Here is a 13,567-nt window from a genome sequence, read left to right as displayed (position 1 = left end):
TCGCCGGGACGCCGGACAGGTTCGCCCGTCGGAGAGTCAGGCTCCGAGCGCCGCCAGCGTCGTCGCCGCGTCGTAGAGGAAGTAGACGCCGAACCCGGCGAGGACGATCGCGGAGCCGACCGCGACCATCGGCGCGAACGTCTCGATCCGGCGCTCGGCGGCGACGAGCCCGGTCGGGAACCCGACAATCCACGTCAACACGCCGAGGAAGAAGCCGCCGATGAGCGCCGGGGAGCCGGTGGCGACGACGAGGGTTCCGGCGAGGTCCCCGCCGACGACGGGGAGCCGGGAGAGCACGTCGAGCTCGCCGGGACGGAGGAGCCCGACCCCGATCGTCAGCCAGAACAGCACCTGGTACGGGTTGGTTAAGGCGAGCACCAGCGCCTTGCGGAACCCCTTCCCCTCCTCGACGATGGGCTCGTCGCCGGAGGTCGGCCGGAACGACGCTCGGGCGCCGCGCGCCGCGCCGACGGCGAAGTACAGCATCAGGACGCCGCCGACCGCGACCATGGCGCCCTGGAGCAGCGGGAACGACTCCACGACCGCGACGACGCCGACGTACGCGAGGACGAAGAAGATCGCGTCGGCGGTCGCGGCGCCGAGGCCGGCCCGGAAGCCGGCGAAGCGACCGCGCAGCACGGACTCCTCGGCGATCACGGCGTTCATCGGTCCGGGCGGGGCCGCGAGCGCCAGCCCGAAGACGACGCCGGCGCCGAGCGTTACGAGGAGACTCACACCGACCGAGAGGGGCGTTTTCGTGAAAAGTCCCGCGAACGAACCGTGGGCGTTACGGGCGGGGAACCGACACCGATGTACGAGTGTGGGCGGTGGGGCGCAGGTGTTGCGGTCGGGCGGAGCCGGACCGCAGTCAGTCCGCGTCCTCGACCCGGATCGAGCGGGCGATCTCGACCGGGAGGCTCTGCTCGCCGGTCGGCGTCGCCACGGTTACCATCCCGAACGGGGCGACGTCGACGACCTCGATATCTGTCCCGGGGGTGATCCCGGCGTCGGCGAGGTACTCCAGTTCGTCTTCGTCGCGGTCCGAGACGCGGGTGACGAGCACGCGGTCGCCCTCCTCGCGGTCCGCGAGCCGCGCGCCGCTCCCCTCGTCGACGGGTTCGAGGTCCGCGCTCGGGATCGGGTCCCCGTGGGGGTCGACGGCGGGGTCCCCGAGCGCCTCCGCCACGCGCCGCTCGAACGCCTCGGAGATGTGGTGTTCGAGGGCGTCCGCCTCCTCGTGGACCTCGCTCCAGTCGTAGTCGAGCCGCTCGGCGAGGAACGCCTCCAACAGCCGGTGGTGGCGGACGATCTCCAGGGCGACCGCCTCGCCCTCCGCCGTCAGCTCCGCGCCGCGATACGGCTCGCGCTCGACGAGCCCCCGCTCCTCGAGTTTGCCCAGCATGTCGGTGACCGACGGCGAGGTCTTGTCGAGGTACTCCGCGATCGCCGACGTCGAGACGGGCGGGCCCTGCTCGGACTGGAGGACGTAGATCGCCTTCAGGTAGTCCTCCATCACGTCGCTCAGCATTTATAAGCGATCGCGTGCGCCGGCGGAAATATCTACCGGGAGTTACCGCCGCGGCGTCGCTCGGCGCACCCCCGGTCGCGCCGGCGTGGTCAGTCCTGCAGTTCCGCGTCCCGAAGCGCCTCGTTGAGGTCCTCGCGGACGCGCTCGCCGGTCTCGCGGTCCATCGCGGTGGTGACGATCCGGTTCTCCTGCACGCTGGAGCCGTCCCGCAGGAGGAGCCGGACGTTCCCGTTCGTGCCGGCGCGCGTCGCCTTCGCGCGCAACCCCGTCCGCGAACCGGTGCCGCCGGCGTCGATCGGACCGGGGACGATCTTCTTGACGTGGGGGTGCTGCGCGACCGTACTGACCGCCTTCCGGCCTTTCCGGTCGCCGATCAGCGTCGAGTGCGACCCGCCGATCTTCTCGCGGGGCGGCGTCTCGACCACCTCCAGCGCGCGGTCGCCGCGGCGGTTGAGCACCCACGAGACGACCGGGCTCTCGCGGCCGCGACCCTCATCGTTCGTGCGACCGCGGTCCCCGCCGGAGCCCTCGTCGACACCCGCGTCGGGAACGCGGTAGAACTCGTGGTGGACCTGCGCGCGCGTCTCGCGGAGGGGTTCCCGGTCGCCGGCGGCGTAGACGGTGTCTGGTCGCTTCCGGCGGATCTCGTCGGCGACGCGCCCGGCGAAGTTGCGGAGCTGGATCTCGGTCAGCTGCTCGTCGGTCTCGGGCCGGGTCGTCACAGTCGTCTCGCCGACGACCGCGTCCTCGTCGAGCATCGTGAGCCGGGCGCGGTCCGCCGAGAACTCGACGACGACGGCGTCGGCGTTGGCGGTGTTGCAGGTGAGACAGTAGTCCCCGGGTTTGCGGAGCGGGGTTCCACACCGCCTGCAGTTCATACCGGACGAAGGCGCGTGCCGGGTAAAAGCGCGTCCGTTCGCTCTCTCGCGGAGGCAACCCATATAGTGGGGGCCGGCCTGAAGGAGAGTATGAACACCGACCGATCCGCGGCGGACGCCTCCGACGGGGAGTCCGATGGCGAGATCGAGGGGCGAGATCCGGACGAGCCGGGTCCCGACGGTTCCGATCCGCTCGATCGCGTTCTCGGCGACCCCGATCCGGGCGATCCGGAGCCGGACGTTCCCGACGGCGGCGCCATCGAGGACCGCTTGGCGCGGCTGTTCCGCAGCGGGCGGACGAACGCGGTGATCGCGTGGGCCATGGTGGCAGTCCTCGTTGGGGTGTTCGTCGAGAGCCTGCTCGGGTTCGACTTCCTCCCGATGGTCCTCGTCGCCGCCATCACCGCGGTCGTGGTCGCGCCGGCGGTCGCGGCGCGCGACCCGCGGGTGATGCTCCCGTGGGAGGTGCTCGGTCTCGCATTGCTGCCGGTGTTGGTTCGGGCGCTTCTCGGCGGTGAGCTGGGGACGTTCTCGACGTATCTGGCGATCGCCGCGTTCGCGCTGATCGTCACCGTCGAGCTCCACATGTTCACGTCGCTGCGGGTCACTCACTGGTTCGCCGTCCTGTTCGTCGTGCTGACGACGATGGCGACGGCGGCCGCGTGGACGGTGCTCCGGTGGAACGCCGATCGGCTGCTCGGCACCTCGTTCCTGACGACGAACGAGGCGCTGATGATCGAGTGGATCTACGTGACGCTGGCGGGACTCGCCGCCGGCGTCCTCTTCGACGCGTACTTCCGGCGGCGCGGGGCGCGGCTTCGGGGCGCCATCTGGGGGGTGGTGCGCCGATGACCGTCCGCGGCGCCCTTCGAGCCCGCCCGTCGACCCGGACGCAGAATCGACTCACGAGGGTGATGCAGGTCCTGCTGGTCGCCATCGTCGCCTACGGCGTCGCGTTCGGCCATCCGAAGGCAATCACTAACGGCGGACTCGGGCTGTTCGTCACGTTCGTGCCGGCGCTGGTCGAGCGCAACTACGACATTCCGCTCGATCCGTGGCTCGGCGTGTGGATCACGGCGGCGGTGTTCTTCCACACGCTCGGGTCGGCGTGGTTCTACGCGCAGATCGGCTGGTGGGACCACGTCACCCACGCGCTCTCAGCGTCGCTGGTCGCGGGCGCGGGATACACGACACTGCGCGCGATAGACATCCACAGCGACCGGATCCAGATACCCTCGCGTTTCGCCTTCGTGTTCATTTTCGTGGTGGTGCTCGCGTTCGGGGTCGTCTGGGAGCTGTTCGAGTTCACGCTCGACATCGTCGCCGACGAGACGGGGATCTCGATGCCGCTCGCCCAGTTCGGACTCGACGATACGGTACTCGACCTCATGTACAACTCCGCGGGAGCGCTGATCGTCGCGACCTTCGGACAGGCGTACCTCTCGGGCGTAGCAGCGCGAGTCCGCGAGGGGCTGTTCGGCCCGTCGGAGGAGCGACCCTAGCGTAGACAGGCGGCAACGACCCGTAGCGCGGCCTCTCCGCGGACCTCCTTGGCGAGCAGCGGCACGCGCTTCACGTCGCGCCCGCGGAACAGGTCCGTGGCCCGACGCAGCGCGTCCTGCTGGACCTCCCACCGACGCGCACAGAACTCGCAGGTGTTCGGGTTCGGCTCGACGATCCAGTCGGGATCGATCGCGGCCCCGCTCCCGTCGGTCACGTCGCCGACGCCCTCCATCACCCGATTGACCACGAGCGTGTTCACCGGAATCCCGAACTCGTCGAGGCGCGCGACGAGGCGCTCGGACTCGGCGACGCTCATCTCCTCGGGGATGGTTACCACGCGGAAGTCGGTCTTCGCGGGGTCCCGCAGCACGCTCCGGAGGCGCTCGATCCGCTCGCGGAGCTCGTCGAGGTCGGCGGAGGGGTCCGGCTCGTCCTCCCCGCCGCCGAACATCCCCTTGATCCCGTCCATCATCCCGGAGAAGCGGTTTCGGAGCTTCATCACGCGGCCGATCATCGAGTCCATGGTCTCGGGGAGTTGGAGGAGCCGGAGGGTGTGTCCCGTCGGCGCGGTGTCGACGACGACCCGGTCGAACCGCGGGTCGTCGAGGTACTCCAGCAGCTGGCGCATCGCGGCCGCCTCGTCGGCGCCGGGCATCGTTCCGCCGAGCAAAGAGCCGAGGCCGCCGTCGCCCTCGCCGTCCCCCGCGCCGTCGGCGCCGCCCATCATCCCCCCCATCGCGTCCCCCATCTCGCCCATTCCGCCCAGCGGGTCGCCGTCGGCACCGAACATCCCCTCCTCCATCGCGTCGTCGGGGTCGATCTCGGCGGCGTACAGGGGGATGTCCTCGCGGATGCGCGCCGGCTCGGCCGGGATCTCCGTCTCGTACGTGTCGGAGAGGGAGTGGGCCGGGTCGGTCGAGACCACGAGGGTGTTGACCCCGCCCGCCGCCGAGGCGAGCCCGGTCGCGGCCGCCATCGTCGTCTTCCCGACGCCGCCCTTCCCGCCGTAGAGGACGTAGTCCGGGGCGTCGACGCCCACCTGGAGGTCCGTGGCGGCGTCCGTCTCGGTCGGGAGCTCAGACTCGTCGCTCTCGGGATCTTTCTCGGCGTGTTCGTCGCGTTCCGGTTCCTCGACGCGATCCACCGGCTCGACGTCGATATCGTCCATACCGGGTCGTGGGCGCGGCCCGCTTGTGTACCCGTCGGTCCGGATACGAATGCATGTAGTGAGTGATTGGGCAATTCGGTGATTCGAGAGCGCGAGTGGACGGCGTGGCTACCGTCGATCGCCTATAAATCGGTGGTCATGGATCGGTGGTGGACTTCTCCAAAGCCCCAGCCGGGAGGTGGGCGCACGCTCGCTGCGCGCTTCAGTCGCTCGCGTTGCTCGCTCCCTCCAGTGCTTACGTCGCCTGCGCCCACCTCCCGCCTGCCCCTTTGAGTCCCACCCGCCCGCACAGCACCACAACCTCACGCCTCCCCAGCCTCGCAGCTCACGGCTCGCGGCTTCGCCGCTCGCGTTCGCCGCGTCCCTCGCACCGTCGGTTCGCGCCCCTCCGGACCGCTCACCGGGGCGCGCCACCGCATACAGATCCTGGAAAGTCGTTTAAAAACGGCGAGTGCGCGCTACTCGCCGACTTCGTTCGTGTTCTCGTCCCCGTCGCTCCCGGTACCGTTCCGCACTTTCACGGCGACGCCGCTCGCGAAGCTCTCGGCCTCGGCGCCGGAGAGTTCAGCCCGCCCGACCGCGAACAGCGCGTCGTCTTCGTCGACGACGAGCACCTCGTCGCCGGGGCGGATCCCGTCGTCGGCCGCGGTCACGAACTTCGCGAACGCGTTGCGCCCCTCGCGGACGAACGGCTCGCTCTCCTCGCCCACGACCATCCGGTGACGCGGGGGTGCGAACGCCTCTCGGAGCCGGCTCCCGCCGGCAACGCCGAGGGTGAATCGCCCGTCCGTGCCGTACGAGACGAGTCGGTCGCCCTCCGGGCTCCCGGGGTCGTCGTCCACGTCGCCGACGATCACCTGTCGGGGGCGGCCGCCGCTCGACCGCCGGAGGGTCAGCGTCTCGTCCGGGGGGAACAGCGCGTCGCCCGCGCCGGCACCGAACTGGTAGTCGGCGCCGGTCCGCAGGTCAGCGAGGGCCGCTGCGTCGCTCATACCTCGGCTACCGCGGCCACCCGCAAAGCGGTTGCGACACGGGACGAGCGCTACAGCTCGATCCGGTCGACGATCGACCCGTTGCCGTCGCTGTCGCGGTGGGTGTTGATCGCGACCGTTCGGATCTGGTCTTCCAGCAGGGACCCCTCGATCTTCGCTTTGAGCAGCGAGTCGACCTGGTAGACGCCCGCCGCGTTGTTCATCCGGATCACGACCTGCGCGGGGGTCTCGTCCCCCTCGCGCAGGGAGACGCGCTCGATCGCCTGCGAGGAGACGGTGTTGATCCCGCGGCCGCCCTCCTCGTAGGGGACCCGCGAGCGCCCGCGTTCCATGTCGAGGCCGTCGGCGATCCGGACGACGCCGGCCTCGCGGGTCAGCGGCTGTTCCTCGGTGTGGTGACAGAGGATGGCGTGGAGCACCTCGGCTTTGATCCGGACCCGATCCGGCACGCCGTAGAAGGACGGGAGGAAGTCGTCGAGGAAGTCCGCGGCGAGCGGGATCGAGTAGTACGGGTGATCGTGGCGGTGGACGACGTGGCCGATGTCGTGGAGCGTGGCCGCGAGCGCGATGATCACCGGCTCGTCGGCCTCGTCGAGCCCCTGCTGGCGGGCGCCGTTGAACTCGACGCCGCCGGCCTTCAGCAGGTCGTACAGCCGGAGTGCGCGGTCTCGAACGATCTCGACGTGTTTCGTGCCGTGGTCGTTGTACCCCTTCCGGTCGACGGGGTTGACGTTCTGCGCCTCCAGGTACGCCGTGATCTCCGGGTCCGACTCGATCCGGTCGAGCATCTCGTTGAGCCGATCGTCGGGGAAGCCGTGCTCTCCGTCGGGGTGGTACTCGTGGCGGTCGGCGTCGCGGTCGGGGTCGGTGTCGCCGTCGGACTCAGCGTCGGCGGCGTCGACAGGGTCGGCCTCGGCGTCGACGCCGTCGGGTTCGGCGGGATCGGGTCCGGCGTCCGGAGAGTCGGTCATGAGAGTGAAACAAACACGACGGACGGATAAAAGAATGTTCGTGGACGCTCCCGATCCGGGTGGAACCGCCCGGAGCGGCAGTTTCAGCCCGAGGCGCAATCTATAAGCGAGCCAAAGGCGCATACTCTGGTGTGACCCGACCCGCGTCCGAACGCGGCTCGCCAACGCCGACAGCGACGCGGCTCTTCTCGAAAAAACGCGCGTGAACCGTCCGCCGGCGGGAGTGGCGACCCCGTCCCGGACGACCCCCGACCCGCGCGTATCGTTCTCCGACCGACCGCCGACACCGAGCGGACACAGACGCGAACGACACACTCATGACGGACACCACGACCACGACACCCTACACGACGCAGGACGAGACGGATCGAGAGACGACTGACGAGCCCTTCGAGGGCGTCTACCCGGCGATGACGACCCCGTTCACCGACGACGACGAGGTCGATCACGAGCAGCTCGCCGCCAACGCCCGGTACCTCGAACGCGCCGGCGTCGACGGGGTCGTCCCTGTCGGCTCCACCGGCGAGTCGGCGACGATGAGCCACGACGAACACATCGACGTGATCGAGACGGTCCGCGACGCCGTCGAGGACGTGCCGGTGATCGCCGGCACCGGCTCGAACAACACGGCCGAGGCGCTCTCGCTGTCCCGGCGCGCGGCCGACGCGGGCGCCGACGGGCTCCTCCTCATCTCCCCGTACTACAACATGCCCGAACCGCAGGGGTTCCTGGAGCATTTCCGGACGATCGCCGACGAGGTCGACCTCCCGCAGATCGTGTACAACGTCCCGGGCCGGACGGGCCAGTCGGTCCCCGTCGACGTGACCGTCGAGCTCGCCGAGCACCCGAACATCCAGGGGTACAAGGCGGCGTCCGGCGACCTGAACCTCGTCAGCGAGGTGATAGAGCGCACCCGAGACGAGGAGTTCTCCGTGCTCTCCGGGGACGACGGGCTCACGCTTCCGGTCCTCTCCGTCGGCGGCACCGGCACCATCAGCGTCGTCGCCAACGTCGAACCGGAGCGCTCCTGCGCGATGGTCGGCGCCGCGCTCTCGGGCGATTACGAGCGGGCTCGGGCCCTCCACCACGAGCTGTCGCCGCTCGTCCGCGAGCTGTTCGCCGAGACGAACCCGATTCCGGTGAAGGAGGCGATGCATATCCGCGGGCGAGGCGGTCCGCGCGTTCGCCCGCCGCTCTCACGGCTCTCCGAGGAACGACGCGAGATCCTGCGCGCGCTGCTCGCCGAGTACGACGAGGGGGCGCCCGGCACCGTCGATCCGGCGGGCGTCGAGTCCGCGGCGGGTGGGGCCGAATGAGCGGCGACCTCCTGACGGTCGCCGTCACCGGCGCCGGCGGTCGGATGGGCCGGGAAGTGATCTCGGCCGCGGTCGACCGCGAGGGCGTCGCGGTCGAGGTCGCCGTCAACCGCACCCCGACCGACCCGGTGGCGGGGGTCGCGGTCGAGGACGCCGACCGCCTCGACGAACTGCTGGCGGCCGCGGAGCCGGACGCGCTCGTCGACTTCACCGGCCCCGAATCGGCGGTCGCGTACGCCGAGGCCTGCGCGGACGCGGGGGTGCCGATGGTCACCGGGACGACCGGGTTCGCGGACGCGCAACTCGACAGCCTCCGGGCCGCGAGCGAGTCGGTGCCGGTCCTCAAGGCGTCGAACTTCGCGCGCGGCGTCGCCGCGCTCAGGCGCGCGGTCCGCGAGGCCGCCGCCGCGCTCCCCGGCTACGACGTAGAGCTGACGGAGACGCACCACAACGCCAAGCGAGACGCGCCGTCGGGGACCGCGAAGTCGATCCTCGACGACGTGGAGTCGGTCCGCGACGACCTCGATCGGCGCGTCCACGGCCGCGAGGGCGACGCGCCCCGAGAGGAGGGCGAGATCGGCGTCCACGCCCGGCGCGCGGGCGACGTGACCGGCGCACACGAGGTGCTGTTGGCTGGGAACCGGGAGACGCTCGAACTCACCCACCGCGCCGGCGACCGCGGCGTGTTCGCCGAGGGCGCGCTCGACGCCGCCGACTGGCTCGCCGGCCGCGACCCCGGCTGGTACGGGTTCGGCGACGTGCTGGACGCCGGCGACGCAGGGGTATAACCATGGGGCATCCTCACATCGACGAATAAATACCGACACTCATCCATACACCAATCAATGACGCTGGAAGCCGACGTATCCGATCTGTGGGACCGCTATCAGGACGGGCTGACCGCCGCCGACGCGACCGACGAGGACGCCGCCGTCGTCGACGAGTTCCTCGCCGCCCTCGAGGCCGGCGAGGTCCGCGCCGCCGAGAAGACCGGCGACGACGTGACCTCGTGGGAGGCCAACGAGTGGGTCAAGCGGGGCATCCTGCTCAACTTCGGCCTGCGCGAGACCGAGGCGCGAGAGTACGGCGGGGTGACCTACCACGACGTGCTCCCGCTGCGCGACACCGACGACCTCGGCGAGCGCGGCACGCGAAACACGCCGGACGGGACGGCGATCCGCCGGGGGGCGTACCTCGGCAGCGACTGCATCATGATGAGTCCGTCGTTCGTCAACATGGGCGCGTACGTCGGCGACGGGACGCTCGTCGACTCGTGTGATACGGTCGGCTCCTGCGCCCAGCTCGGCGAGAACGTCAAGCTCGGCGCCAACACGCTGATCGGCGGCGTCCTCGAACCCGTCGAGGACGCGCCGGTGATCGTCGAGGACGGCGTCTCGCTCGGCGCCGGCTGTCGGGTCACGAGCGGGTTCCGCGTCGGCGAGAACAGCATCGTCGGCGAGAACACCCTGCTGACCCCGCGCATCCCCGTCTACGACCTCGTCGAGGAGGAAGTCATCTACGGCCACCTCCCGGCCGAGCGCCGCGCGTTCACCCGGATGGTGGAGTCGTCCGTCGGCGACCACGACCTGTTCGAGGGCGGCGCGTACAAGCCCGCGGTCGTCGCGACCCACGTCGAGGAGGAGACGCTCGAGGCGACGCAGCGGGAGGACGCGCTCCGCGAATGAGCGACGACGCGGCCGCGGGACCGACCGCCGAACCCGACGCCAACCCCTCGGTCCGGCGCGTGAGCGACTGGGACGCCGACCGCCTCGCCGCGCTCGCGAGCGAACACGGCACCCCGCTCTACGTGCAGGACCTCGACCGCGTCCGCGAGAACTGCGAGCGCCTGCGCGGGGCGTTCCCGGACGCCGACGTGCGGTACGCGGTGAAGGCCCACACCGGCCGGTCCGTGTTGGAGGCCGTTCGCGAGGCGGGCCTCGACGCCGAGTGCGCCTCCGCTGGCGAGGTCGACCGCGCACTTGCGGCCGGCTTCGGCGGGGACCGCCTCCACTACACCGCGGTCAACCCGCCCGCCCGCGACCTCGACTACGTCGTCGGCGTCGCGGAGGCGGAGCCGGGCCTCACGGTCACCGTCGGCGCGGTCGACACCCTCGACCGGCTGGCGGAGCGCGGCTACGACGGGCGGGTCTGTGTCCGAGTGAACCCCGGCGTCGGCGCGGGCCACCACGAGAAGGTCAAGACCGGCGGCGCGGCGAAGTTCGGGATCCCGTACGACCGGGCCGCGGCCGCGACGCGTGACGCGGCCGAGCGCTTCGACGTGGTCGGCGTCCACGCGCACGCGGGCTCCGGCATCGACCCGGACCAGCTCGACAGCCACCGCGAGCTGGTGGCGCGAATGGGCGAGTTGGCGCGGGAGCTGGCGGAGCCACAGGGCGCCGAACCCCCCGTCGACATCGAGTACGTCGACGTCGGCGGCGGCTTCGGCGTCCCCTACCGGGAGGACGCGCCGCCGCTCGACCTCCCGGCGGTCGCCGAGGCGACTCGGGAGGCGGTCGCACCCCTGCCCGCGGGCGTGGACCTCGCGATCGAACCCGGACGGTACGTCGTCGCCGACGCTGGGGTGCTCCTGACGCGCGTGAACACCGTGAAGCCGACGCCGGACGAGCGCGTCGTCGGCGTCGACGCCGGCATGACGGACCTGCTTCGCCCGGCGATGTACGACGCCTACCACCCGATCCGGAACCTCGGGGGCGGACGCGGATCCGACGGGACCGACGCCCCGGCCCCCGACGACCGGTCGGCAACCCCTGTCACGGTCGCCGGACCTATCTGTGAGACCGGCGATACACTCTGTAGGAACCGAGCGCTCGCCGATCCGGCCCGCGGGGACCTCCTCGCGGTCGGAATCGCGGGTGCGTACGGATACGAAATGGCGAACCAATACAACTCACGACCGCGACCGGCTGAGGTCGCACTCGACGACGAGACCGCGGCTGTCGTCCGCCGCCGCGAGACGCTCGCCGATCTGACGACGGTCGAGCGGGACGCGACTTCGAACCGAACGGACCGACCGAACCGGTCCGACCGAACGGGGGCGGGCCGATGAGCGCCCACGCCGTCCCGTTCGAGAAGTACCACGGCACGGGCAACGACTTCTTCGTCGTCGACGCCGACGCCGAGGTCGTCGGCGACCGCGCGGCGTTCGCGCGCGCCCACTGCGACCGCGAGACGGGCGCCGCCGGGGCCGATTTCGGAGCCGAGAGCGACGGAGGACGCGGCGCCGACGGCGTCCTCTTTCTCAGCGTCGAGGAGCGCTTCAACCCCACTCGCGTCGTGATGACGCTCGTCCAGCCCGACGGCTCCACGGCGACGATGTGCGGCAACGGCGCCCGCGTCGTCGCCCGGTGGGCCCACGACCGGACCGGCGACCGCGAGTTCATGATCGACACGCAGGCCGGCACTCGGCGCGCCTCCGTGAACGCGGACGCGACCGCGGCCACCATCGAGATGGGCGAGCCGACGTTCGCCCCCGCGCGGGTCCCCGTCGCCCGCGACGAACCGCTGGTCGACGAGCCGGTCGAAGGGTTGACCGTCACCGCCGTCAACACCGGCGTCCCGCACGCCGTGGCGTTCGTCGACGGCGGCCGCGACGACCCCGACGGGATCGACACGGTCGACCTCGACGCGGTCGCTCCGGCGGTCCGTCACGCCGACGCGTTCCCCGAGGGCGCGAACGTCAACCTCGCGAGCGTCGTCGACGACGGGTCCGGCGACGGCCCCGCCGTCATCGACCAGCGCACCTTCGAGCGCGGCGTCGAGGGCGAGACGCGCTCCTGTGGCACCGGCGCGGTCGCGATCGTCGCGGTCGCGCAACGGTTCGGCCTGATCGACGGCGAGTCGGCGGTCAGCCGTCCCCCGGGCGGCGAACTCGAGATCACGGTGCCCGCCCGCGGCCACGCGACGCTGACCGGCCCCGTCGCCCACGAGTACGAGGGGACCCTCCCCGCCGACCCGCAATGAGCGAGGCGGCGTTCGACCCGGTCTCGTTCCTCGAGACGGCGGTACGGACCCCCTCTCACGAGTCGGTCGACGAGATGCGCGCGCTCGTCGTCGAGACGCTCGACCGGTTCGGCGTCGACTGTGAGGTCGTCGCGGGCGGCTGCGTGCTCGCCGAGAAGCGGTCGGCTGCCCCCGCCGCCGGGCCGCACCTCGTGTTGAACACGCACCTCGACACCGTGACGCCGCACGTCCCGTTCGAACGTGGGGAAGCGGCCGCGGACGAGCGAGGCGGCCCCGCCGCGGGCGACGCCCCCGAAGATGTGATCCGCGGCCGCGGCGCCTGCGACGCGAAGGGGCCGCTCGCGGCGCTGCTCGCCGGGTTCCTCGCCGCTGACCCGGAGCGCGGGCGGCTCACCCTCGCGCTCACTCCGGACGAGGAGTCGCTGTCGCTCGGCGCGGCGGCGCTGACCGGGCGTTCGCCCGGCACCGCGGACCGGCTCGACGGCGATCTGTTCCTGGTCGGCGAACCGACCGGCCTCGACGCCTGTACCGCCGCGAAGGGGCGGTTTCAGGGGACCGTCGAGCTGTCGGGGACCGCCGCCCACGCCGCGGAGTTCGCGGGGGCGAACGCGGTCGCGGCCGCCGAGGGCGCGCTCGCGGCCATCCGAACGTTCGACGACGGGAGCGACGAACACCCCCAGCTCGGGCCGCCGAAGCTCACGCCGACCGTCATCGAGGGCGGCGGCGCGACGAATCAGGTGCCCGCGGACTGTGCGATCACGGTCGACCGCCGGAGCGTCCCGCCGGAGACCGCCGAGGGGTTCCGGTCGTCGCTCGCGGACGCGGTCCGGGAGTCGACGCCGGACGACGTTGGAGTCGGCGTCGCGCTGACGGACCGCGAGTCGCCGTTCTTCGAGGCGTTCTCGACGGACCCGGACCACGAACTGGTGGAGACGGTCGCGACCGCGGCCCGGAGCGCCGCCGACTCCGTCGGACTCTCGGCGTCCCGCGGCGGCGCGGTCCGCCCCTTCGGCGCGGCGACGGAGGCGTCGTACTTCGCCCCGGCGCCGACGGTCGTGTTCGGTCCCGGCGACCTCGCGGACGACGCCGGCGCGGTGGCGCACGCCGAGCGGGAGTACGTCCGCGTCCGCGAGGTGGCGGCGGCCGCGGCGGCGGTCAAGCGCGCGGTGTCGGGGCTGCTTGCGGACGGGTAGCGGCGCCAGGAGGCCGGCGGGGCTCGTCGACTTCGGT

General features: G+C 71.6%; 14 protein-coding genes. 8 read left to right on the top strand and 6 right to left on the bottom strand.

Translation table 11 applies throughout. The features are described from left to right. Positions 1-36: 36 nt before the first annotated feature. The 3 genes from ACT4MF_RS01910 to ACT4MF_RS01900 form a co-directional block, all read right to left on the bottom strand. Positions 37-735, bottom strand: a complete 699-nt coding sequence (locus ACT4MF_RS01910) for a LysE family translocator (protein WP_099254910.1) — start codon at positions 733-735, stop codon at positions 37-39. Between the two features lie 133 nt (positions 736-868). Next, on the bottom strand, positions 869-1,528 hold the full coding sequence (locus ACT4MF_RS01905; protein WP_099254911.1) for a metal-dependent transcriptional regulator: 660 nt from the start codon (positions 1,526-1,528) through the stop codon (positions 869-871). 89 nt (positions 1,529-1,617) lie between these two features. Next, positions 1,618-2,406 carry a DUF2103 domain-containing protein gene (locus ACT4MF_RS01900; protein WP_444681556.1) on the bottom strand — a complete coding sequence of 263 codons (789 nt, stop codon included), beginning with the start codon at positions 2,404-2,406 and terminating at the stop codon, positions 1,618-1,620. A 90-nt stretch (positions 2,407-2,496) separates the two neighbouring features. On the opposite strand from ACT4MF_RS01900, the gene ACT4MF_RS01895 reads away from it, so the two are divergent. Both ACT4MF_RS01895 and ACT4MF_RS01890 read left to right on the top strand, forming a co-directional pair. Further along, positions 2,497-3,258 carry a hypothetical protein gene (locus tag ACT4MF_RS01895; RefSeq protein ID WP_180271740.1) on the top strand — a complete coding sequence of 254 codons (762 nt, stop codon included), beginning with the start codon at positions 2,497-2,499 and terminating at the stop codon, positions 3,256-3,258. 62 nt (positions 3,259-3,320) lie between these two features. Further along, complete coding sequence (locus ACT4MF_RS01890; RefSeq protein WP_394338353.1) at positions 3,321-3,908, top strand: DUF2238 domain-containing protein; 588 nt, start codon at positions 3,321-3,323, stop codon at positions 3,906-3,908. Here ACT4MF_RS01890 and ACT4MF_RS01885 read toward each other — a convergent pair. The 3 genes from ACT4MF_RS01885 to ACT4MF_RS01875 all read right to left on the bottom strand — a co-directional run bounded on the left by ACT4MF_RS01885 (position 3,905) and on the right by ACT4MF_RS01875 (position 7,040). After that, on the bottom strand, positions 3,905-5,077 hold the full coding sequence (locus ACT4MF_RS01885; RefSeq protein ID WP_444681555.1) for an ArsA family ATPase: 1,173 nt from the start codon (positions 5,075-5,077) through the stop codon (positions 3,905-3,907). The genes ACT4MF_RS01890 and ACT4MF_RS01885 overlap by 4 nt on opposite strands. A 458-nt stretch (positions 5,078-5,535) precedes the next feature. Further along, complete coding sequence (locus ACT4MF_RS01880; RefSeq protein WP_099254683.1) at positions 5,536-6,069, bottom strand: PUA domain-containing protein; 534 nt, start codon at positions 6,067-6,069, stop codon at positions 5,536-5,538. 50 nt (positions 6,070-6,119) lie between these two features. Beyond that, positions 6,120-7,040, bottom strand: coding sequence for an HD domain-containing protein (locus ACT4MF_RS01875; RefSeq protein WP_444681554.1), 921 nt, complete (start codon positions 7,038-7,040; stop codon positions 6,120-6,122). 317 nt (positions 7,041-7,357) lie between these two features. Here ACT4MF_RS01875 and dapA point away from each other — a divergent pair, with 317 nt between their 5' ends. Genes dapA through ACT4MF_RS01845 form a run of 6 tightly spaced genes read left to right on the top strand, consistent with a single transcriptional unit; the run spans position 7,358 to position 13,530 of the window. Continuing rightward, positions 7,358-8,356: a 4-hydroxy-tetrahydrodipicolinate synthase gene (gene dapA / locus ACT4MF_RS01870; RefSeq protein WP_444681553.1), complete on the top strand. Its 999-nt coding sequence runs from the start codon at positions 7,358-7,360 to the stop codon at positions 8,354-8,356. After that, positions 8,353-9,144, top strand: coding sequence for a 4-hydroxy-tetrahydrodipicolinate reductase (dapB, locus tag ACT4MF_RS01865; RefSeq protein WP_444681552.1), 792 nt, complete (start codon positions 8,353-8,355; stop codon positions 9,142-9,144). The genes dapA and dapB overlap by 4 nt, the downstream gene beginning before the upstream one ends. A 57-nt stretch (positions 9,145-9,201) precedes the next feature. After that, positions 9,202-10,041 (top strand): 2,3,4,5-tetrahydropyridine-2,6-dicarboxylate N-succinyltransferase, encoded by an 840-nt coding sequence (locus tag ACT4MF_RS01860; RefSeq protein ID WP_444681551.1) that lies wholly within the window; start codon positions 9,202-9,204, stop codon positions 10,039-10,041. Beyond that, positions 10,038-11,423 carry a diaminopimelate decarboxylase gene (gene lysA / locus ACT4MF_RS01855; protein WP_444681550.1) on the top strand — a complete coding sequence of 462 codons (1,386 nt, stop codon included), beginning with the start codon at positions 10,038-10,040 and terminating at the stop codon, positions 11,421-11,423. The genes ACT4MF_RS01860 and lysA overlap by 4 nt, the downstream gene beginning before the upstream one ends. Continuing rightward, positions 11,420-12,337, top strand: a complete 918-nt coding sequence (gene dapF, locus ACT4MF_RS01850) for a diaminopimelate epimerase (RefSeq protein WP_444681549.1) — start codon at positions 11,420-11,422, stop codon at positions 12,335-12,337. Before lysA ends, dapF begins: the two co-directional genes overlap by 4 nt. Next, a complete protein-coding gene (locus ACT4MF_RS01845; RefSeq protein WP_444681548.1) occupies positions 12,334-13,530 on the top strand; it encodes a M20/M25/M40 family metallo-hydrolase in 1,197 nt (398 codons plus the stop codon). Before dapF ends, ACT4MF_RS01845 begins: the two co-directional genes overlap by 4 nt. Positions 13,531-13,567 lie beyond the last annotated feature (37 nt).

Source organism: Halorubrum sp. FL23 (genome assembly GCF_052439115.2).
GTDB lineage: Archaea > Halobacteriota > Halobacteria > Halobacteriales > Haloferacaceae > Halorubrum > Halorubrum persicum.
This window is presented reverse-complemented; position numbering and strand designations above follow the sequence as displayed.

Bases quoted from the DNA above. Each gene is read 5' to 3' on its own strand.
- dapA (WP_444681553.1), top strand. From the start codon at position 7,358: ATGACGGACACCACGACCACGACACCCTACACGACGCAGGACGAGACG.
- dapF (WP_444681549.1), top strand. From the start codon at position 11,420: ATGAGCGCCCACGCCGTCCCGTTCGAGAAGTACCACGGCACGGGCAAC.
- ACT4MF_RS01885 (WP_444681555.1), bottom strand. From the start codon at position 5,077: ATGGACGATATCGACGTCGAGCCGGTGGATCGCGTCGAGGAACCGGAA.
- ACT4MF_RS01880 (WP_099254683.1), bottom strand. From the start codon at position 6,069: ATGAGCGACGCAGCGGCCCTCGCTGACCTGCGGACCGGCGCCGACTAC.
- ACT4MF_RS01860 (WP_444681551.1), top strand. From the start codon at position 9,202: ATGACGCTGGAAGCCGACGTATCCGATCTGTGGGACCGCTATCAGGAC.
- ACT4MF_RS01895 (WP_180271740.1), top strand. From the start codon at position 2,497: ATGAACACCGACCGATCCGCGGCGGACGCCTCCGACGGGGAGTCCGAT.
- ACT4MF_RS01905 (WP_099254911.1), bottom strand. From the start codon at position 1,528: ATGCTGAGCGACGTGATGGAGGACTACCTGAAGGCGATCTACGTCCTC.
- ACT4MF_RS01845 (WP_444681548.1), top strand. From the start codon at position 12,334: ATGAGCGAGGCGGCGTTCGACCCGGTCTCGTTCCTCGAGACGGCGGTA.
- ACT4MF_RS01875 (WP_444681554.1), bottom strand. From the start codon at position 7,040: ATGACCGACTCTCCGGACGCCGGACCCGATCCCGCCGAACCCGACGGC.
- dapB (WP_444681552.1), top strand. From the start codon at position 8,353: ATGAGCGGCGACCTCCTGACGGTCGCCGTCACCGGCGCCGGCGGTCGG.
- lysA (WP_444681550.1), top strand. From the start codon at position 10,038: ATGAGCGACGACGCGGCCGCGGGACCGACCGCCGAACCCGACGCCAAC.
- ACT4MF_RS01900 (WP_444681556.1), bottom strand. From the start codon at position 2,406: ATGAACTGCAGGCGGTGTGGAACCCCGCTCCGCAAACCCGGGGACTAC.
- ACT4MF_RS01890 (WP_394338353.1), top strand. From the start codon at position 3,321: ATGCAGGTCCTGCTGGTCGCCATCGTCGCCTACGGCGTCGCGTTCGGC.